This is a genomic window from Rhodococcus sp. BS-15 (assembly GCF_000813105.1).
In the GTDB taxonomy this organism is placed as follows: Bacteria; Actinomycetota; Actinomycetes; order Mycobacteriales; family Mycobacteriaceae; genus Rhodococcoides.
This window is the reverse complement of the sequence record NZ_BAOX01000072.1, coordinates 1-19,242: the sequence shown is the minus strand read 5'-3', so window position 1 is coordinate 19,242 and position 19,242 is coordinate 1. Positions and strand designations below refer to the sequence as shown.

17 protein-coding genes and 6 pseudogenes are annotated in these 19,242 nt (G+C 63.5%); 9 read left to right on the top strand and 14 right to left on the bottom strand.

Translation table 11 applies throughout. From position 1 onward, the window contains the following. The 3 genes and pseudogenes from RHBS_RS11250 to RHBS_RS32190 form a co-directional block, all read left to right on the top strand. A pseudogene (locus RHBS_RS11250) lies at window positions 1-933 on the top strand (site-specific integrase); the annotation flags it as partial. Next, window positions 930-2,048, top strand: a complete 1,119-nt coding sequence (locus tag RHBS_RS11245; RefSeq protein WP_237669161.1) for a hypothetical protein — start codon at window positions 930-932, stop codon at window positions 2,046-2,048. The pseudogene RHBS_RS11250 and the gene RHBS_RS11245, both read left to right, overlap by 4 nt. A gap of 148 nt (window positions 2,049-2,196) precedes the next feature. Continuing rightward, window positions 2,197-2,362 (top strand): annotated as a pseudogene (locus RHBS_RS32190) (transposase); the annotation flags it as partial. 178 nt (window positions 2,363-2,540) lie between these two features. Here RHBS_RS32190 and RHBS_RS11235 read toward each other — a convergent pair. The 6 genes and pseudogenes from RHBS_RS11235 to RHBS_RS28915 form a co-directional block, all read right to left on the bottom strand. Continuing rightward, window positions 2,541-2,768, bottom strand: a complete 228-nt coding sequence (locus tag RHBS_RS11235; protein ID WP_094686187.1) for a heavy-metal-associated domain-containing protein — start codon at window positions 2,766-2,768, stop codon at window positions 2,541-2,543. Window positions 2,769-3,169: 401 nt separating this feature from the next. Then, the gene (locus RHBS_RS11230) at window positions 3,170-3,979 is read right to left on the bottom strand and encodes a F510_1955 family glycosylhydrolase (protein ID WP_128645573.1); all 810 of its coding nucleotides are present in this window, start codon (window positions 3,977-3,979) and stop codon (window positions 3,170-3,172) included. Window positions 3,980-4,362: 383 nt separating this feature from the next. Next, window positions 4,363-5,181, bottom strand: a complete 819-nt coding sequence (locus RHBS_RS11225; protein WP_237669160.1) for a hypothetical protein — start codon at window positions 5,179-5,181, stop codon at window positions 4,363-4,365. Window positions 5,182-5,440: 259 nt separating this feature from the next. Beyond that, a pseudogene (locus tag RHBS_RS11220) lies at window positions 5,441-7,784 on the bottom strand (transglycosylase domain-containing protein). Further along, window positions 7,784-8,614, bottom strand: a complete 831-nt coding sequence (locus RHBS_RS11215) for an N-acetyltransferase (protein WP_128645572.1) — start codon at window positions 8,612-8,614, stop codon at window positions 7,784-7,786. The pseudogene RHBS_RS11220 and the gene RHBS_RS11215 overlap by 1 nt, the downstream one beginning before the upstream one ends. A gap of 99 nt (window positions 8,615-8,713) precedes the next feature. Then, a complete protein-coding gene (locus tag RHBS_RS28915) occupies window positions 8,714-9,082 on the bottom strand; it encodes a hypothetical protein (protein ID WP_187298445.1) in 369 nt (122 codons plus the stop codon). Window positions 9,083-9,197: 115 nt separating this feature from the next. Here RHBS_RS28915 and RHBS_RS28910 point away from each other — a divergent pair, with 115 nt between their 5' ends. The 3 genes and pseudogenes from RHBS_RS28910 to ccsB all read left to right on the top strand — a co-directional run bounded on the left by RHBS_RS28910 (window position 9,198) and on the right by ccsB (window position 12,333). Continuing rightward, a complete protein-coding gene (locus RHBS_RS28910) occupies window positions 9,198-9,365 on the top strand; it encodes a hypothetical protein (protein ID WP_155288775.1) in 168 nt (55 codons plus the stop codon). A 367-nt stretch (window positions 9,366-9,732) separates the two neighbouring features. After that, window positions 9,733-11,358 carry a cytochrome c biogenesis protein ResB gene (locus RHBS_RS11205; RefSeq protein ID WP_032375698.1) on the top strand — a complete coding sequence of 542 codons (1,626 nt, stop codon included), beginning with the start codon at window positions 9,733-9,735 and terminating at the stop codon, window positions 11,356-11,358. A gap of 4 nt (window positions 11,359-11,362) precedes the next feature. Continuing rightward, window positions 11,363-12,333: pseudogene (gene ccsB / locus RHBS_RS11200) on the top strand (c-type cytochrome biogenesis protein CcsB). 9 nt (window positions 12,334-12,342) lie between these two features. Here the strand turns inward: ccsB and RHBS_RS11195 are convergent. Next, window positions 12,343-12,474 (bottom strand): DUF3703 domain-containing protein, encoded by a 132-nt coding sequence (locus tag RHBS_RS11195; RefSeq protein ID WP_080733457.1) that lies wholly within the window; start codon window positions 12,472-12,474, stop codon window positions 12,343-12,345. Window positions 12,475-12,485: 11 nt separating this feature from the next. Between RHBS_RS11195 and RHBS_RS28905 the strand changes: the two genes are divergently transcribed. The 3 genes and pseudogenes from RHBS_RS28905 (at window position 12,486) to RHBS_RS11185 (ending at window position 14,078) form a co-directional block, all read left to right on the top strand. Continuing rightward, window positions 12,486-12,632: a hypothetical protein gene (locus RHBS_RS28905; protein ID WP_155288776.1), complete on the top strand. Its 147-nt coding sequence runs from the start codon at window positions 12,486-12,488 to the stop codon at window positions 12,630-12,632. Continuing rightward, window positions 12,629-13,260 (top strand): annotated as a pseudogene (locus tag RHBS_RS11190) (TlpA disulfide reductase family protein). The gene RHBS_RS28905 and the pseudogene RHBS_RS11190 overlap by 4 nt, the downstream one beginning before the upstream one ends. Then, window positions 13,257-14,078, top strand: a complete 822-nt coding sequence (locus tag RHBS_RS11185; protein WP_032375700.1) for a cytochrome c biogenesis CcdA family protein — start codon at window positions 13,257-13,259, stop codon at window positions 14,076-14,078. Before RHBS_RS11190 ends, RHBS_RS11185 begins: the two are co-directional and overlap by 4 nt. A gap of 317 nt (window positions 14,079-14,395) precedes the next feature. Here the strand turns inward: RHBS_RS11185 and RHBS_RS11180 are convergent, their stop codons facing one another. The 7 genes and pseudogenes from RHBS_RS11180 to RHBS_RS11155 all read right to left on the bottom strand — a co-directional run. Continuing rightward, window positions 14,396-14,968 carry a DUF305 domain-containing protein gene (locus RHBS_RS11180; RefSeq protein ID WP_306303528.1) on the bottom strand — a complete coding sequence of 191 codons (573 nt, stop codon included), beginning with the start codon at window positions 14,966-14,968 and terminating at the stop codon, window positions 14,396-14,398. A gap of 190 nt (window positions 14,969-15,158) precedes the next feature. Then, window positions 15,159-15,581 carry a DUF6153 family protein gene (locus RHBS_RS32185; protein ID WP_353806439.1) on the bottom strand — a complete coding sequence of 141 codons (423 nt, stop codon included), beginning with the start codon at window positions 15,579-15,581 and terminating at the stop codon, window positions 15,159-15,161. Between the two features lie 100 nt (window positions 15,582-15,681). Beyond that, window positions 15,682-16,629 carry an NlpC/P60 family protein gene (locus tag RHBS_RS11175; protein WP_032375702.1) on the bottom strand — a complete coding sequence of 316 codons (948 nt, stop codon included), beginning with the start codon at window positions 16,627-16,629 and terminating at the stop codon, window positions 15,682-15,684. 920 nt (window positions 16,630-17,549) lie between these two features. Continuing rightward, the gene (locus RHBS_RS11165; RefSeq protein ID WP_045841173.1) at window positions 17,550-18,278 is read right to left on the bottom strand and encodes a TVP38/TMEM64 family protein; all 729 of its coding nucleotides are present in this window, start codon (window positions 18,276-18,278) and stop codon (window positions 17,550-17,552) included. A gap of 86 nt (window positions 18,279-18,364) precedes the next feature. After that, window positions 18,365-18,703, bottom strand: a complete 339-nt coding sequence (locus RHBS_RS11160; RefSeq protein WP_032375786.1) for a metal-sensitive transcriptional regulator — start codon at window positions 18,701-18,703, stop codon at window positions 18,365-18,367. Window positions 18,704-18,726: 23 nt separating this feature from the next. Continuing rightward, on the bottom strand, window positions 18,727-18,894 hold the full coding sequence (locus RHBS_RS29735; protein ID WP_155288777.1) for a hypothetical protein: 168 nt from the start codon (window positions 18,892-18,894) through the stop codon (window positions 18,727-18,729). A gap of 108 nt (window positions 18,895-19,002) precedes the next feature. Then, a pseudogene (locus RHBS_RS11155) lies at window positions 19,003-19,242 on the bottom strand (heavy metal translocating P-type ATPase); the annotation flags it as partial.

Below are 19,242 nucleotides of genomic sequence, written 5' to 3'. Positions count from 1 at the left end.
GGCCTACCTCGTCGGCGCGGCGGACACGCTCACCGTCGACGGGACGCGGGCGTACGCGGCCGCGACGTTCGGCAAGTGGATTGCGGCGATCGCCGACCGGCATCGCCAGGTCGGCCACGACAACCCCTGCGGTCACGAGATGGTGCGGGCCACGCTAGCCGGTATTCGTCGCGACTATGCCGCGGCGGGGGATCGGCCACGCAATCCCCGTGCCCCGCTGCTGACGTCCGATATTACCACGATCGTCGCTCTCGCTCGCGCCGGTGTAGCCGGGTGGGCCAGCGAAGTACTCGAACGCCGCGACACCGCGTTGCTGCTGATGGGGTACGCCGGGGCGTTTCGGCGCAGCGAGCTCGTGGGGCTCGAATGTCGGGACGTGCGCCGCGACCGGCTCGACGGTGCGCACGTGCACCTGCGACAATCCAAGACCGACCAGGACGGTACCGGGGCAGTGAAAGCGTTGCCGTACACCGCCAATCACGATTCATGCCCAGTCTGCGCGTGGATCCGATGGATCCAGGTGGTCGCTGCGTTCGACAGCGGAGGCCGGGTCGCCGTGATCCGTACACTTGCCCGTTCCGTGCCGTTCGATCAGCACGTCTGCCGCGGACCGGTTCCAGTTGCGCACATCGGATGCCGTTGTTTCGGGCGATCCGGAAGAACGGCAACCTGTCCGAGACGGCACTGTCCGGTGCTGCGGTGCACGCCGCGATTCGCCGCAGGGCCGGTCAGGCTGGATACGCCGCGGATCTCGTTACTCAGTTGGGCGGGCACTCGTTGCGGTCCGGCTTCGTCACCCAAGCGTTCCGTAATGGGTCCGACGCGCACGCGATCATGCGTCAGACCGGACACAGCACGCCGGGGATGGTCGAAATCTACGCCCGCGAGAACGCGCCGTTGATCGGTAACGCCGTGAACGACCTCGGGCTGTGACCAGTCCATTCGGCGTCGATCCGAGTCACAGCGGCCGCGCGGAACGCGGCGAAGGCGCTCGACGCGATGACTCCGGTGCTTCGTCGGTGCAGAAGGGCGGAGTCGGTGCCGGAGCGACCCGACCCATAGCTGCTTCGCCGAGCGGTTACCGCTACGAGTGGGCGCTGTTCGAGGACTGGTGCATTGCAACCGAGGTCGAGCCACTGCCTGCCTCGCCGATCACACTGGTGAACTTTCTGGCTGCGAACCCCGCGAGTGACGCTGTGCAGCTCCGCAGGGTCGCCGCGATCAACCGCCGACATCTCGATTCTGGACATACTCCGCCCGGGCGTACGACAGCACTGCGAATGGCGCTCGATTCCGGGCGGTCCGCACGAACGGCACGCCGCGCCGAACACTACTGGGGACTGGCCTCGGCGCTACCCTCGGCGGGATCGATGCAGGCGTTGTTCGGTCGTAGGGACGCGGTTCTGCTTGTGTTGTCGGGAGCCGGGCTCTCGCACCGAGCAATATCGGCGCTCGATCGGTCGGACGTCACCAGCGCGGGCCCCGACGTGCGCATCGGTGGCCGGCACGGTATCCGGATTGCAGCAAATCAGTCGACACAGTTTCGCCCGGCCGAGATCTGGGAACGGTGGCGCACCGTACTGCGATTTTCGGATCGATACCCCTCGACTACATTGCTCGCAGAGCATCTGCAGGCGAACGCTTTTCCCGATATGTCTGGGTGGCCGCGGAGTGTGGGTCCGGTCGCTGTACCGATCGACCGGTGGGGCCACATGCCGTTACCGGCCGATCCGATGACGCCAGCTGCGGTCGGGACGGTGATCGATGCCCACCGCTCCGGGGAGCCGCCCCGACACGTTCTACGGTGTGCACTTCCGCACCCGCGGGGGCGCGGCGAGATGGACTCGAAGGTGACTGTCCCAGTATCGGAACCCGTTTCAGCAGTACTGAATTCGGATTACTATCGCATCGGTCTCGACGCCCGGCGTCGCGCGCATTTCGCTTTGGCCGATGTGCCCGGCATCACCGACGATCTCGAGGACCGGATCGAGCATCTGCTGCAACGCACCGCGGAGCTGCTCGAGGTCGGCGATCGTTCAGGTTGGTGACGTTGCTGCACCTTTTCCTCGATCTACGGCGTCGACGGTGTCGGAGGACGATGACGCGCAAGATATTGGAACTGACTGCAGCGGTGCGTCGTTCGATGCGCGGGATCAAAGTTGTAAGGTGGCCGGACACGGCAAGTTCACCGTTGGCACGGGAGTGCAGGCCTACTTCTGCGACCCGCACTCCCGTGGCTGCGGGGCGCGCCAGCGAGAACACCAATGGATTGCTACGTCAGTATTTTCCCCAGGGCACCGACTTTTTCCAATGCAGCGTCGAGCGGCTCGACGAGGTCGCCGACCTCCTGAACAACCGACCCGAAGACTCTCGACTGGCATAATCGGCGGCAGGCGTTCCCTCTGTCGTAGAGGACCACGCCGACTTGTCAACGACCACGATGCGGCCGCGCTCCTTCCTTCTCGGAGCTCCCGAATTGCCGAGGATGCCGACAGCTCCAAGAACCTCTCTGTTTCCGGTGTCCGGACTGACCGAGTGAATCAGTCGGCAATCAAGTGATAGTCGCCCGCTTCGTCGAGCGCGGCCGTGACTTGTTCTCGAGTGAGTGTCGTCTCGGAGTCGACCGATACCGTCGACTCACCGCCTGCGACGAGATCGACCCTGACGTGGTGGACACCGTCGATCGCTTCGAGTTCGGTGGTGACTGCGTCGGCGCAGTGACCGCAGGTGAGGCCGGTAACGGTGTATTGCGTGCTGGTCGTACTCATGGGAGCCTCCTTCGATTCTGTGGTCGTCGTGGACTGCGGTGAACTGCAGCCGCAGCCACTGCTCGGTGAAAGGTCGGTCAACGACAAATCTGACACGTTGTTCATCGGGTTCCGTTCATTGTTCATGGGCTCTGTAGTACCTAAGGGGGTATCTAGACAAGGCAAACTATACCCCCTATGGGTATGTCTACGCCAAGTATTTCGGTTGTCCTCATTCCTGGATATCTCGGAGTCGGACCCCGGTGTCATCGCGGGATCTCGTGGCGGGCCGAACCCCAGGGGAGGAAGAGGGAGTAAGCCGCTCAACAGCGGCAAGCGCCCGCATCAGCCGCGCGGGTGACCGCCTGCGGTCGCGTCGAAATGTCGCTATCTGTTGTCGGGCTGGTCTCGACCGGGCCGAGTTACGTCAGTGTGTACAACGCCTGGGGGCTGGCTGCGTAGGCGGTGTCGTAGTCGACCGCGGTCAATGCCTCGACGGACCCGGTTGCGGAACGCTTCTGCCAATCGGCGCCGTTGCGACTACGCCAGGCGTATCCGTCGGTGTCGATCCCCCACAGTGCATCGCCGGCACCGGCGAGCAATACCAAGTTCGGTGCGTCGAGGACAGGAGAGAATGTTCGGGCCGTGTCGGTGCTGTGCTGAAGTCCCTCAGGTGTCACCGCCCATACTCCGGAGCTCGTAATCGCCAACGACGCCGCGGGCGCAGCGGCGCCGGGAGTCCAGGTGGAGCCGCTGTCGGCGGAGACGAGTAGACCGGTACTGCCATCGAATCCGACGAGGATGCGTCCATCGGCAGCCAGCGCGTGGAAGTCGACTTGTCCCTCCAGTGACCGATCCGACCACGACATTCCGCCGTCATTGCTGCTACGCAGTCCCAGTGGGTTCGCCGCCGTGCTGGATTCGCCGGGATGACCGGAGGTGAAGAGGGTATCGGTGGCCGGTACACCCGACAAACCCATGAAGTCATCGTCGGAAGAGCCGACCCTGGTCAGGTTTCCGGACGAACCGATGGCGAAGAGTCCTGTGTGGCTACCAGCGAGGACGGTGCCATCGGCGTTGACGTGCAATCCGTGCACATGAGCCAGTGAGGAGGTGAAGTCGACCACTGCCGGATCGGCCGCGCCGTCAGTCGCTGCCGGAGCGGAACATCCAACGAGGGACAGAGCTGCGATCAGAGACGGCAGCAGGATGCGGGAAAGCGAGATGGACATAAAGTGCGGTTCTCGTTCTGTCGATGAGGGCTCGGTGATGTAATCGCTTGAGCGTCAACGCCAAGTGATCTCCCGGTCAGGCGCGGTGAACATGACCGGATACGGCGGCTGAGGTGGACGTGACTGCTCGGGCGGTATGTGCGGGACGACGTAGACGCATCGACCTTCATCTCCATTCACTTAATCTCCAATCACTGAGGCGATGTACGAGCGCGGATCGTTCGGCGGCGAACAGCCGTGGCAGCGACATCGCACCGACGATCGGTATCGGCTGAGTGCGAACAATTCCGACACCTTCACCCGCCTCGCCGTGGCGAGCACTCAACTACTAACCAGCATAGTATTTCGGGCAGGTCAGGCCGAAGTGCCCATCCGGTTCGGTGTCATCGCAGATGCGCCGGTGCGTCGCCCGGGGTGATGCCGACGTGGACGTGGTCGCTGTGCACGTCGTCGGTGAAGAATCCTGGACGGTCACCGTTGAGGTCGGTCGGACCTCCGACCTCGGTTGCGCCCAGTAGGGCTGCCGCAGTGACGAATTCGGAGATCGTTGGGTTGTTGAAGGGATCGTCGACAACGCGCCGACCGTTGATTTCTCGGATGTCCACCGCTCGTCCCACTGCGTGGTTGGACAAGCGCGGGTGCGGGAAGACGGTCTGGATGTGACCGGTGTGCATCACCTGCACTGCGTAGGTGAATCGATCGGCAAGTCCGAGCATGATCTGGAGCACATTGTTGTTGATGCGTCCGGTTCCGATGTCGAGTCGTGCAGGCTCGGAGAGCGTGATGCGAGGGTTGCTCAGCACCGACGACGCAGCGGCGGTCAGTGGTACTGGGGACCCAAGAGAGGTCAAAGGGTTGATCTTTTCCACCGTCCAGGCCGCGCCAGCGGCGATGTCGCGCTTGAGCCGGATATCGAGTGCCATCTGCCGGGTCGTCTCAGCCGGCTGCGCGAGCGTGGGGCGTTGTAGGAGTTGGTCGAACAGCACGATCACTGCAGCACTCTCTGGACCGATTCCGGCGTACTGCGGATACACCACTCGCAGGGTGCTGGCGAGGGCCTCGTCGGGTTGAAGCAGTGCTGCCGTCGCCGCGACTTCGAGCGATACCCCTGCGGTGCGCAAGCTGTCGAGTACTCCTCCTCCCTCGCTCCAGCTGCCACCTGCTTCGAGGAAGCTCGTCGCTGCGCGTTTGATCTCGGGCATCACTTCGCCAGCTGTCGGCATCCACCGCCCCGGATTCACCGGGGCCGATGATCGACTGCTCGGTGCGCTCACGGCCGGGGACCGTGCGGGAGATGCGTTACTGCTCGGTGCGAGGCTGGGGGATTGTCTGTCGGCGGTGTTGATGGTGCAGCTGACTGTGAGCGGCAAAACCGCTGCGGCTGTGAGCAGTTGTCGACGGCTGACTGTGATGGCGTTTCCTTTCGTGCGCGGGGGTCTCAAGGGTGAGTGTCGTGGGTGATCACCGCGGCGGCGGTAGCGGCAGGCCGGGAATGTCGATACTGGGCGGCGCTGGCGTGGGCGTGCGGTCGGGGGGCGGGGGAGCCGTCACTGATGTACAGCGTGATCAGCGATCCCGGGATCGCCGCGCCGGATGGGGATGTGCCGGTAGCGGTACCGCGAGCGCCCTGACCGGTGGTGGTGACGACGGTCACCTAGAATCCTGCTGCTTCCAATCTCGATGTGGCCGACGACTGGCTCATGCCGCTGACCTCAGGTACTTGGCCGTTGGCGGAGCCGCGGACGTATTTGTCGTCGACCGGTGGCAGCTCGATGGGGCCGAAGTTCGTGGCGATTGGGTCCATCGCGTCGTACCAGGTTCGTGCGGGTTCGTTACCGCCGTAGAGGTTCCCGGAGCTGCAGGGCCGCAGTGGGAAGGAGCAGATCTGGCCCGGTGTCGGTGAGTCACCGTAGGTGTAGACGGCGGCGGCGTAGCGGTTGGTGAAGCCGAGGAAGCCCGAGGATCGGTTGGATTCGGTAGTGCCGGTTTTCCCGGACATCGGCAGCGTCCAGCCCACGGACCCGGCCGCCGATGCCGAGGTTCCTCCGGGTTGGTCGTCCTTGCTCATCGCGTTGGCGAGTGTGTTGGCCAGGCCGGGTTCGACGACCTGCTCGCACGCTTGTTGTGTGACCGGTACAGCTACACCCTCGCGGTCGGAGATGGAGTCGATCGGGTTCGGCGGGCACCAAGTACCTCCCGAGGCGAGGGTAGCTGCGACGTTGGACAGCTCGAGCGGGTTGACCCAGGTAGGTCCGAGTGTGAACGAGCCGAGGCTTTGCTCTTTCTGGAGGTCGGCCATGCTCTGCTCGTCGAATCCAGACGAGCCGGGGAGGGTGTAGGAGCGAAGCCCTAGCCGCACTGCCATGTCGACTGTCGGTGTGACACCGACGGACTCGAGCAACTTCACGAACGCCGTGTTCGGTGATTGCGCCAGTGCGTCGGTGACCGTCAGCGCCGGTGGGTAGTTTCCGACGTTCTCCACGCAGTAAGCGCCCGCCGGGCAGTTACGCGCGCCGCCGTCGCCCAACCCCCTGACCTCGACGCGCCGGGGAACCTGCAGTGTGGCGTTGGTGCCGAGTCCGCGTTCCATCGCGGCGGCAGTGGTGAATATCTTGAAGATCGACCCGGCGCCGTTGCCTACGAGTGAATACGGTTGCGGCTGAACCGTTTCGTCGGCGTCGGCATCGAGTCCGTAGGTGCGACTACTGCCCATGGCGAGGATGCGGTGTTCGTCCTGTCCGGGTGCGACGACATTCATCACGGTGGCGACACCGTCGAGGTCGGGATCTGTGTTCGCGGTCAGTGCGGCCTGGGTCGAGTTCTGCACCGCCGGGTCGAGAGTCGTTTTGATCAGATAACCGCCCTCGTCGATCTGCTCGCGGCTGATACCGGCGTCCTCAAGATATTGGAGTGCGTAGTCGCAGAAGAACCCTCGATCACCGGCGGCGATGCATCCACGTGGGAGGGTGTTGGGCTCGGCCAGCACCCCCAATGGCTCGGATTTGGCGGCCTCGAATTCTGCGGCTCGGTTCGGGATGGTTTCGATCATGTTGTCCAAGACAAGGTTTCGGCGGCTTGTGACTCCCTCGACGTTGGTGTACGGGTTCAGTGCCGAACTGGACTGAACCATCCCTGCCAGCATCGCTGATTGCGTCGCCGTTAACTCGCTGGCATCGACACCGAAGTAGGTTTGCGCGGCGTCTTGGATGCCGAACGAGGCATTGCCGAACGGAACCAGGTTCAGATAGCGGGTCAATGTCTCGTCTTTGGTCAATTCTCTGTCCAAGGACAACGCCATTCGGATCTCGCGGATCTTGCGAGCCGGCGTGGTCTCGATCGCGGCACGCCGCTCGGCGTCGGTGTCAGCGACGACCAGTAATTGATAGTTCTTCACGTACTGCTGATCGAGTGTCGATGCGCCCTGCTCGACCTGCCCGCTGGTGGTGTTGGTCAAGAACGCTCGCAACGTTCCCTGCCAGTCCACGCCCTGGTGTTCTGCGAAGCGCCGGTCCTCGACGGAGACGATCGCAAGCTTCATCTCGTTGGAGATCTTCGCGCTCGGCACTTCGGAACGGCGTTGCTCGTATAGCCACGCGATCGGGTTGCCTGCCACGTCCGTCATCGTCGAGATGGCAGGAACTACGCCCTCGGCGAGTTCGCCGGAAACGTTGTCGTCGGTGTCAGCGGCGCGGTTCGAGACGTATCCCAGGCCACCGACGATGGGGAACAACACTCCTGCAAGCAGCACGCCTGCGAGCGCAGTGCATCCCACGAGTTCGAACACCGTTCGTCGGGTGCTTGACATCATCGTCTCGTTTCTGTCGACGGGGCAGTGCTCGCGGTCGTCCGGGTTGGTGGGACCGACAAGGGGAGCGGAGCACGGCCGCAGCGGCCGTCTAGCTCTCGCCGGTAGGTCTGCATGGTCCGGCCATCTCGATCGAGACGGTTTCCGCTTTTCTGCCATCCGAGGCGCTCGTAGAAGCCGCCTGCATTGTCGGCCACCCCGAGATCGGTGGACAGCTCGGCGCAACGTGCACCTGCCCGCGCAGAGTCGGATTCGAACCAGTCGAGCAACTGTGCACCCACTCCGATCCCTCGCACCCGTGGGCTCACCGCTATCGCAACGACGACGGCGACACTGTCGGCCGGGGGAGTCTCGGGTTCGCCGTTCGGCAGTGGGATGGGCCGAGCGCGCGCCACCGCTCTGCACCAGGGGCGAAGACGCGTACGAACGAACCGCATGGCGGTGCGCGGGCGGACTGCCATCGCCGCACCGGCGTGTGCAGCCAACGGCAGCACGGTCATCTTCTCGCGCAGTAGATCACCGATATGGGCATGGTGATCGAGGGTGCCGAGGAGGAATCCGACGACGGCGCCTTCGCTATCGGTTGCGACAAGAGCGATGGCGTGTCGTCGGTTGACGAAGCTGCGGTGCCACCGGCGCAGGAACCGTGCTCCCAGCTCGGGGAACAGGCCAATCGGTAGCTCGTCGAGGTGCAACTGCGCGCTCTGCGGTAGATCGTGCGGCCCGGCCTCGCGAAGGACGATCGCGACTCCGGGAGGAGGCGCGGCGGGGTTGGGATGAGGGAAACAAAGGTGCGGCGTAGACGATGAAACGTTGAAGAAGATATGCATGGCGTTGTCCTCGACGAGGCAGGCTCGCGCCCTCACCGCGGAGGCGGCGCGCGAGAAGAAAGGTGGACCGATCTGCGCAAACGCAGACCTCTCACACCCTCAGAAGGCATGCCGCGTCGAGCACGGACATCGGCGCAGGGGGAGAGACCGACCTCTCAGTTGGCGACGATCTCGATGCCTGTAGACCTCGAAGCTGGTGCAGTAGCACTGTCCATCCGGTCCGGCGCAGCAACATTGCCAGCCTAGCGCAAGGATCGCCACCGCTATGTGGACGGACCCGATCAGGGATCCGTGATTGTCGTGATGACTGGACGCGCTACCGCCGATCCCCTCGTCCTGCTCCGGCGCCGACGTGTGCTCGATTTCCGGGACGCTCTCGATGACCGCAGCCAGCGGAGCGTGGCCGGGCTCTGCGGTGGTGTGTGCGACCTGCGACATCATCAGCACCGCCACTGCCGTGGCCGCCATGATGGACCAGAGCAGAATTCGGCGAATACACTCGCTCAACCGAATCGGACACACACGACGAAAATAGCAGATCCATGTCGCCGTCTACCCGCGCTAGCGACGAATACCGTGTGCGGTGACGCCTCCAGCGTTCCATGCGGGCCGCACCCTCAACTGCCAGGCATTGTTGGGTTCGACGTTGGCGCAGGGCCGTGGTGACCCAGAGGGCGGCGGGCCCGTCATCGAGCAGGTGCGCGGCGGCGCGATCCACGGTGACCAGTACATCCTCGTAGGCCAGTCGTAGTGGCGCTCGCTCATCGAGTTGGGACATCGCGACATCCTCGATCAACTGCAGAGGGAACCGCGCCGCTTCGTACTCGGCACGCAAAACAGCTAGTGCAAGTGTGCCTGATCTCACCGCACAGGTATTACTCCGCGGGATGAAACGCGTTTGGACGGCATGAGTAGAAGAACCGATCCGCGCCTACCGTGGGGCCGAAAGCGGCCTAAACCGAACCGCAGCCCGGCAGCGTTCCGGATGGACCAAGTACCACGTTTGTGGTTGCAGCACTTACCCTCTCGCCCAGGCGACTACCGCGCACAACTGCACACGGCCCATCAACTACTATGTTGCATAGTAATTGAGATGCAATCGTCGAAAGGGTGTGGCGGTGACAGCTGATCAAACCCCGGCGCTCACATCGCAGGGACGGTTACGCAGAGCAATCGCTGCGGTGCGCAACAGGTGGCGGCAACTGACCTCGATGCGAACGGCACTGGTGCTGCTGTTTTTGCTCGCTATCGCAGCAATCCCAGGCGCCCTGCTGCCACAGCGCAATCTCAACACCCAGGCGGTTGATTCCTACATCGCAGCGCGCCCGGCTCTCGGGGCCGTCATGGACACGCTGGAATTGTTCGACGTATTCGGAAGCTTCTGGTTCACCGCCATCTACGTCCTACTGTTTGTGTCGTTGATCGGCTGCCTGACTCCCCGAATGATCGAACACGGTAAAGCCCTTCGCGCACAGCCAGTTCGCGTACCCCGAAACCTTTCGCGACTACCGCTTCATCATTCGGGCGCTCTCGCCGGTAGCCCGAAAACCGTCATCGACGACATCGCGCCCCACTTGAGAGGGTGGCGTACTGCCGTTAGGCCCGAGCCCGATGGGGCGCTCACCCTCTCCGCCGAGAAGGGCTATACCCGCGAAGCGGGAAACCTACTTTTTCATTTCTCGCTGATCGGTCTGCTCGCGGCCATCGCCATCGGCAAGCTCTTCGGTTACGAAGGATCGGTCATCGTCATCGCCGACAACGGGCCCGGTTTCTGCAACACCTCGCCCGCCATCTACGACTCCTTCCGGGCCGGCAACAGCACCGACGGAACCGGGCTGGAGCCGTTCTGCATCAGAGTCAAGGACTTCAACGCCGACTACCTTGAGAACGGCCAGGCAGAGATGTTCACCTCGAACATCTCCTACCAGTCCGCCGACGACATCGCCGCAGACACCTGGCGCGACTATCAACTCAAAGTCAACGAACCCCTCCGGCTCGGAGATGAACGCATCTACCTCACCGGCCACGGATACGCCCCGGAATTCACCGTGACCTTCCCCGACGGTCAGAGTCGAACCGAGGCCCTGCAGTTCCGGCCCGACGACGCCACCACGTTCCTGAGTAGCGGGGCGTTGCGTTTCGATCCACCCGGCGGGACCTATGCCACCGCCGATGAGCGACGCCGCGGCCAGATCGCCATCGAAGGCCTCTTCGCTCCCACTGCGCAATTCAACGGAACCCTGCTCTCCTCCCGCTTCCCGGACTTGGTCGATCCTGCTGTGGCAGTGGATATCTACAAAGGAGATACCGGCCTCGACACCGGCATACCCCAGTCGATCTTCTCCCTGGACCAGGAGATGATCAACCAGGGCCGACTTGTCAAGCAGGATCGGGTGAACCTGCGTCCCGGTGAATCGACGACCCTCACCGACGGCACCAACATTCGATTCAACGGCGCCAAGGAGTTCGCCAACCTGCAGGTCGGATACGACCCCGCACAGTTGTGGGTGCTCGTGTTCGCGATCACGATGATGACCGGACTGTTGGTCTCGCTGGTGATCAAGCGACGTCGAGTCTGGTTCCGTGTACTCCCGGCCGAAACAGGCCGATCGAGCGTGGAGATGGGCGGGCTCGCCCGTACCGATCACGCCGGATGGGGACCCGAATTCGAGACCCTCCGCACCGAAATCTGGACGCCGCGGACAAAGAACCACTCCGAGACCCTCGATACAGAAACGGTGTAGCGCCATGCCGATCGACGACAACCTCGCCCGCTGGAGCGACATCAGTTTCGAGACCGCCTTCGTGGTCTACCTTCTCGCCGCGATCCTGTTCATCGCACAACTCGCAACGACACGAACAGCGACTCTGAGCCGGGCCTCGAGTCTGCATCCGCAACTGATCGCAGCGACATCATCGACACCGGGATACGTGCCGGTCCCCGAGCGAAGAGCCCCGTCCGAACGCCTGGGCCGCACGGGACTCGCCCTGGTAATGCTCGCACTCACTTTGCATATCGGGTCGATCGTCCTGCGCGGGATCGCCACTGGCCGCCCGCCGTGGGGAAACATGTACGAATTCGTCTCCGTCACATGCGCGGCCGGCATACTTGCCGGACTGATCGTGCTGCGCTCGGAGCAACTGCGCACACTATGGTTGTTCGTCCTCGTGCCGACCTTGATCCTGCTCTTCATTGCCGGAACTGTGCTCTATGCCAACGCGGCGCCCGTCGTACCAGCCTTGCAGTCGTATTGGCTCCCGTGCACGTCTCCGTCGTCTCGCTCGGCAGCGGGGTGTTCCTGATCTCCGGTGCAGCCAGCACATTGTTCCTGATCCGGATCCGATATCCCAACAACAACGCCGTCCCCGACAGCAGAGTGGGCCGGATCGTCGCTCGTCTCCCCTCGGCGCACTCGCTCGACGTGCTGGCGTACAAGACCACCATCTTCGCGTTTCCCCTGTTCGGAATCGGTGTCATCCTCGGCGCGATCTGGGCCGAGGCCGCGTGGGGTCGGTTCTGGGGCTGGGACCCGAAAGAGACGGTCTCATTCATCGCGTGGATCATCTACGCCGCGTACCTGCACGCCCGGGCCACCAGCGGGTGGCGTGACACCCGGGCCGCGTGGATCAACATCGCCGGATTCGTGGCCATGCTGTTCAACCTGTTCATCATCAACATGGTGGTCTCCGGACTGCATTCGTACGCGGGTTTGAACTGATGTCGCCTGCTAGCCGCCGCCCTGTGCTTCGGCGAGGTCATGCGGCACCGGTCGCGTCAATCCCGCGTCGACCCGGCCGGTGTTGCCGACCGGGTATCGACCGGACCAGGATCCAGGAGCCACGACCACGATCCGAATCAACTGACTGCCTCGTGTCCGTAGTGCATTCCGGAGAGGGAAGTCACAGTGCCCCGAGCTTCGTCACCGGCCAAGACTGGGGCATCGACCGCGTCACCGATCCCACGATGTTCGAGACATCGGCGCAGATCCGTACTGCAGCAAAGGCGTCGACTTCATGAGACTCGGCCGCCCTACGGGGGCTCGCACACGCGAACAGAGCAGTCTGCCCGCCACGGCAACGGCATCCATCCTTGCCGTTGTACTCCTGGTCTCCGGATGTTCCGCAGGCGCCGACGCCGTGCCCTCCGGAGGTAGCTTCGATTTCGTTGCACCCGGTGGTCAAACCGACATCGTCTACGATCCCCCCGAAACGCGCGGAACCATCGGTGAACTCGCCGGACCCGATCTGATGGAGGAAGGTAAGAACACCGCTCTGTCGGACTATGACGGCGAGGTGGTCGTGATCAATCTCTGGGGTCAGTGGTGCGGCCCCTGCCGCGGCGAAGCGACGACCTCGAAGAGGTCTACGAAGCAACCCGCGAGCGCGGTGTGCAGTTCCTCGGTATCAATGTTCGAGATCCGCAGAAGGACAAAGCGCAGGACTTCGTTGTCGACAACAATGTCTCCTACGCCTCGATCTACGACCCCTCGATGCGGACGCTGATCGCCCTCGGCGGGAACTACCCGACCAGCGTGATTCCCTCGACGCTGGTACTCGATCGAGAGCACCGGGTGGCGGCAGTGTTCATGCGTGCCCTCCTCGCCGAAGACCTGCTCCCTGTCGTCGAACGGATAGCAGACGAATGACTGTTCTTCTTGCCCAAGGCGGCGTTGGCTCGACGTTCCAAAATCTGGCATCGAGCGGACCTCTGGTACTGGCGATCGCCGCATGTATGCTCGCCGGGCTGGTCTCGTTCGCGTCACCGTGCGTGGTGCCCCTGGTGCCGGGCTACCTGTCGTACCTGGCGGGCATCGCAGGTGCCGACGTGCCGTCGCTCGCCGCCGCCTCGACTGGTGAAGCACCGCCGAAGCTGGCAAGCCGCTGGCGCGTGGCAGGTGCAGCGGGGTTGTTCGTCGCCGGCTTCACCATCGTCTTCGTCCTCGCCACCGCCTCGATTTTCGGGGTCATCGGCACCCTGCGCATCAACGAACAGGTGCTTCAGCAGGTCGGCGGTGCCATCACGATCATCATGGGCTTGACGTTCATCGGGTTCATTCCCGCATTCCAACGCGACACTCGATTCGCGCCGCAAACCATCTCGTCTCTTGCTGGAGCGCCGCTGCTCGGTGGCGTGTTCGCGCTCGGCTGGACGCCGTGCCTTGGCCCCACGCTCGCCGGGGTGTTGTCCGTTGCCGCTGGCACTGAAGGCGCAACCGCAGCGCGCGGCGTCACTCTCATCGTCGCCTACTGTCTGGGACTCGGTCTACCGTTCGTGGTCCTCGCGTTCGGCTCGAGTTCGGCGATGCGCGGTGTCGGCTGGCTACGGCGGAACTCGCAGAGAATCAAAGTGGCAGGCGGAGTGATCATGATCGCCGTCGGTGTCGCCCTGCTGACGGGGGTGTGGGGTCTGTTCATTGCCTGGATACGCAATGAATTCGTCAGTTCGGTTGTATTACCCATCTGAGAAGGAAACCGAGCAGCCGCACGTGCAAGACCACGCCTCCCCAACTGCCAGTGCCGGTGGTATCGAACCCACTCTCTGTCGACGGCGCGCCCCCGCCGGGCCGCGATGACCCGATCCGAGAGCCGCCCCCCTGTCCCTACCGCGGATCTGCGTGTCCCAAGGACCCCGCAGGCGGGTGCATCAGCAGGGGAGGGCATGTTTCCGGGGCCGTGTTGATCGGTGTGGCAGCTAAAAGGGCCAGGTCCTTCGAAACCGAAGGGCGGGGCTCGGTATTAGCCGAGCCCCGCCCTACGGTTGATAGTTCCCAGAATTGAGAGTTACTGGGCGAGCAAACTTTCCATTGTGGAGATTTCGCTCTGCTGCGCATCGATGATTGTGGAGGCAAGCTCCTTGGCATCAGCATTGGAGCCGTCGGCCAACTCGATCTGAGCCATCTCGATTGCCCCCTTGTGGTGCTCGATCATCATGGTGAGCCACATGGAGTCGAACTCCGCTCCGTTAGCGGCCGACAACATGTCCATGTCTTCCTGGCTCATCATGCCGGTCATGCCACCGCTCCCCATGTCCATACCGCCCATGTCCATTCCGCCCATGTCCATTCCGCCCATGTCGGCGGACGCTGCGGGCTGTCCCCATGCGGTGAGCAGGGCATTCATCTGCTCCATCTCCGGTGCTTGAGCTGCTTCGATGGCCTGGGCCAGCTCGATGACCTGAGCATTCTCGGTTCGGCCGTCGACAAGTGAAGCCATCTCCACCGCTTGTGCATGGTGGGGGTACATCCCTTCGACGAACGTGACATCGGCATCGTTGAATTCGGCCGATGCTTCGGCGGAATTCTCGGAGGACGACGAGGCCGGTGTATCGCTGCTCGACATGCCGGGCATGTTCATTTCGCCGTCGTTACTGCTGCAGCCAGCGAGAACTGCGGCGGCGACAGCGGAAGCCGCCGTTATCGCGATCGTGAAACGGGTAGATCGATTCGAACGCATAACAAACTCCTGAAATTATGGTGGGGTGGTTCGGATCGACAGGCACACTGACCCGTCGACATCTGTGTCTCACACAACGGTGAGTCACCTGTCAGATCCGAAGCACAGACAATTCGGAGAGAGTGAAAATGGTCCAGGGCGGCGGGTGCCCGGTTCGACGACGAACTGCCGACAGCCGCGCAGCGTGGACGAGAGAACCGGCGAAGCCCACAACGATTGCCCGTAAGACGGCCAACGCCGCGACAGCACCGATGATAGCCAGACACAGATGCATGACCGAGCTGTGATCGCCACAGCCGTTCCCGCAGTGTGCTGCGGAACCACTCTCCGATGCTGTCGCAGATGATGCTCCCGAATGCTCGTCGACGGCAGGTGGAGCGCTCACCGTCGAGGTCATCGAGTGTTCGCCGATACTCGTCGCCGTTGCGAACGACATCGGCGCAGAATGCATGAGAAGGACTCCGAACAGCACTATCGAAGCGCAAACAGCACCTAGGAGCCACTTCTGGTTCATAGGTTCCGTGGCTGAAGTCCTCACCGGTTCGATCTTACCGGTCTGCCACACGGGCATCCGGTCTCCTCGCAGTCGCGGCGTCCGGACCGTGGACATCGAATCAGGTGGCGATGGGCCGGTTGATTGCGGTCACTTCATCCCAGGGAACGGGCGCGACTTTGACGACGTCGCCGCCGGTGGGGGCGTTGACGTATTTCCCGTCGCCGATGTAGATCCCGATGTGTCCGATCGGTGAGTAGAGAGAGATGAAGTCACCCGGTTGCACTGATTCGCGGGAGACAGGTGTGCCCGCTCGTGCTTGGTCTGCGGCCACGCGTGGAACGGTCAGTCCCAGTTGTTTGTAGGCGAAGTAGATCAGTCCGGAGCAATCGAAGGACCCCGGCCCGGTAGCTCCCCAGGAATAGGGTTTGCCGAGTTGGTCGAGGGCGATGCGCATCGCCTCCGCTGATGTTCCACTCGCAGCCGAGACGGCGGCGGGTAGCTCGGAAGGATTCGTGGTGCCGGGGCTGACGATGGCAGCTCGATCCGCATCGGTGAGGGCGGCGAATTGGTCGGTGATTTTGGCGATCTGATCGGCCAGGTCGGTCTGGCGTTGCTCGAGGTCGCGTTGTGTACGTGCGGCGTCCGCCTCGGCTACCGCAGCGGACGCCTGTGCTTGCCGGGCTTGTTCGAGCTGGTCTCGCGCTTCGTCGTCGATCTGTGTCGAGTCGGCGAGTGCAGCGGCTCGATCGGCGAGGATCCGGTCCAACAACACCATCTGATCGAGTAGTTGCTGTGGGCTGTCCGCGACCAGAACGGCCCCGAGAGGGGATTGCGGTACACCTTTGTACGCGGCGTCGACAGCTGTGGCCAGTGCTCGACGGTTGGCAGATGCGGCCACTTCGGCTTCCCGAGCCGCCGCCGAGGTCTCGTGGGCGAATTGAACTGCGGTACTCAGTTCGCCGCGGCGACGATCGAGGGTGTCCTGCGCGGCGTACATGCTCTCGGTGAGAGTGAAGGCGGTCGCATTGAGTTCAGCGAGTTGTCGTACGGCTTCGGATGCGTTCACCGGGGGTGCAGCAGGGTCCGCCGAAGCTGGAGCATTTACCGAAAATGCCGCGGCAACAACGATGATCGAGGCGATCAGGGTAGCGCGGACACGCCGCGTCGGGCCTGAAAAAGAATGCACAGAAGAAATCCTCTGGGGTCGGTGTGGGTTCCCTGCGTCACCAGCGAAGGAAACGGAGCGCGGCGAGAGCCGCATGGGACTGTGTCCGGCCTCGCCGGTCACCATTGTCGGGTATCGGCAGTCGTAGACGGTTCCTCACGGTCGGCTGAGGCTCGCGTCGACGCTCGACGCCTGTGCCGTATGGGCGGCGAGTCGGCGTCGATTGACGCCGACTCACCGCACCTGCAAACTACTATCATTCATAGTAGATGGTGGGGTGGTATCCGCTGACCGGGAGAGGGATGACGACTGTGACGATGCGTGACTGGCCGGCGCGGCGTTGGGTGGCCGCGTTACTGGGCGCGACGGTGGCCGCGCTGGTCGTGGCGATCCCCACCGGGATCATCCACACTGCGTTCTACGTTCGAATGACCCCGGTGTTGTGGTGGAACTATCCGGTGTGGATTGCCACCGCAGTTCTCAGTGGCCTCATTCTTGCGACATACGTGAGCACTGGGCTGGCGTCGTCGGTTTCTTCCCGTGTAGGGTCAGTGCGAATGCGTTGTCGTTGTTGGCAGTCGGATGTCCGATATGCAACAAACTGGTAGTGGTGGCGGTCGGGGTGAGCGGTGCTCTGGATCTATGGGCACCCGTGCAGCCCGTAATCGGAGTGATGTCGGTGGGGGTGATGGTGTGGGCTCTTCGACTGCGAATCCGCGGGGAACGCGCGTGCCCTACTTCTCGCGTAGGTCAGGAGTTCGGCAACTCCGCTGGCTTTGGCGGTGCAGGCGCAGCAAAATTGTAGGATTTCTCGCCACGTCCTATCCGCGGTCCGGCAGCAACAGACGACGAAGGCGACCGCTTCTCGATGCGCCATCTGCGGTGTTGGGCTGTGCCTGCGACACCGGCAGGCGGGCGTCGGCCAGCAATCCTGCCACCCCGGCGGCCACGCAGGCCGACGTCACCACTATCAATGCCGGATTCGTTCGCCCGGTCAAAGCGTCCCCGAACAGCACCGCGGCGATCGTACCGGGCAGAATCCCCACGACAGTGGCCGTCGTGTAGGGCAGCAGGCGCACCGCGGAGAGTCCGGAGCAGTAGTTGACCAGGGCGAACGGTGCCGGGGCAATGAGCCGCAAGGACCCGACGGCCAGCCACCCCCGCCGAGCCAACCGGGCATCGATGGACTTGACCGCAGGATTCGTCAGCCGCTCCTGCACCGCGGTGCGCCCGAGCGCGCGCACCAGCAGCAACGCCAGCACAGCGCTGACAGTTGTGGCGGCGATCGTGACGGCGACCCCGGTGGCGGGACCGAACAACAGTCCGGCGCTGAGGGTGAACACCGTGCGCGGTACCGGGGCAATCGTCAACACCGCCTGGGTCAGAAAGAACACCACCACGAACGACGGGCCCATCGACTCCGCCCACTCGCGCACCACAATGATCGACGGGCGGGGTACGAGGGCGGCAGCCACTGCCAGTATTGCCAGCGCTGCCACGGTGGCGAGGACTCGGCGATCGCGCAGAATCGCCGATACGGTTTCGGTCATGACGGTCTCTGCCTGCGCCGCCTCGCCGAGGTTTCCGACAAGCACGCGGGAGTGGACGGCGAGGAATGGCTTCGCACTGCCGGTGCTCAGGAGCGGACGAGCCGTGAGATCGCGTCGGTGGCCTCTTTGATCTTCGCGTCGGCTTGGGGACCGCCGGCGATGGCGGCGTCGACCACGCAGTGGCTGATGTGAGCTTCGAGCAGGCCCATGGCCACCGCCTGCAAGGCTTTGGTCATCGCCGAGACCTGGGTGAGGATGTCGATGCAGTACTTGTCTTCCTCGACCATGCGCTGCAGTCCTCGGGCCTGGCCTTCGATGCGCTTGAGGCGTTTGAGGTAGGCGTCCTTTTCGGTGATGTAGCCGTGCGCGGCGTGATCATGGCCGTCGGTCTCGGCGGGTGCCTGCGCGGCCGCGGGAGTGGCCATGGTGTCCTCCTGGAATCCGAGTGTCATGCCGAGCATCCTCGATTATGCCCGCCCGGGGTATGGCGCGAGAGGGTCGGTCCGTCGAGTCGTCGCTGGGCCGCCGCCGCAGCGCACATCACCGCGCAGCGGGCCACCGCTCGGGTCGCCGGGTGCCGGGTGATCTGCACCAAGGTCGTTGTCACGAAGGACATGGCCCTCTCCTTTCGTAGGCTGCATCGGGGTTGTAGCGGTGGGGTGGGGTGGCGCGCCTGCATGCCACGCCCACCCCAGCCTTTTGGGTGCTTGTTCTACCCGCGCGGTTATCCGGTGAGGGACTTGAACCGGCGCAACCGCAAGCTGTTGCTGACCACGAACACCGACGAGAACGCCATCGCTGCACCGGCCAGCATCGGATTGAGCAGCCCGGCCGCAGCCAAGGGGAGGGCGGCCACGTTGTAGGCGAACGCCCAGAACAAGTTGCCCTTGATGGTGCCCAACGTTCGGCGGGACAGGCGGATAGCATCCGCTGCTGCGCGCAGATCACCGCGCACCAACGTCAG

Bases quoted from the DNA above. Each gene is read 5' to 3' on its own strand.
- RHBS_RS11235 (WP_094686187.1), bottom strand. From the start codon at position 2,768: ATGAGTACGACCAGCACGCAATACACCGTTACCGGCCTCACCTGCGGT.
- RHBS_RS11230 (WP_128645573.1), bottom strand. From the start codon at position 3,979: ATGTCCATCTCGCTTTCCCGCATCCTGCTGCCGTCTCTGATCGCAGCT.
- RHBS_RS11225 (WP_237669160.1), bottom strand. From the start codon at position 5,181: ATGCCCGAGATCAAACGCGCAGCGACGAGCTTCCTCGAAGCAGGTGGC.
- RHBS_RS11215 (WP_128645572.1), bottom strand. From the start codon at position 8,614: ATGCATATCTTCTTCAACGTTTCATCGTCTACGCCGCACCTTTGTTTC.
- RHBS_RS28915 (WP_187298445.1), bottom strand. From the start codon at position 9,082: ATGGCGGCCACGGCAGTGGCGGTGCTGATGATGTCGCAGGTCGCACAC.
- RHBS_RS11185 (WP_032375700.1), top strand. From the start codon at position 13,257: ATGACTGTTCTTCTTGCCCAAGGCGGCGTTGGCTCGACGTTCCAAAAT.
- RHBS_RS11180 (WP_306303528.1), bottom strand. From the start codon at position 14,968: ATGAACATGCCCGGCATGTCGAGCAGCGATACACCGGCCTCGTCGTCC.
- RHBS_RS32185 (WP_353806439.1), bottom strand. From the start codon at position 15,581: ATGAACCAGAAGTGGCTCCTAGGTGCTGTTTGCGCTTCGATAGTGCTG.
- RHBS_RS11165 (WP_045841173.1), bottom strand. From the start codon at position 18,278: ATGACCGAAACCGTATCGGCGATTCTGCGCGATCGCCGAGTCCTCGCC.
- RHBS_RS11160 (WP_032375786.1), bottom strand. From the start codon at position 18,703: ATGGCCACTCCCGCGGCCGCGCAGGCACCCGCCGAGACCGACGGCCAT.
- RHBS_RS29735 (WP_155288777.1), bottom strand. From the start codon at position 18,894: ATGTCCTTCGTGACAACGACCTTGGTGCAGATCACCCGGCACCCGGCG.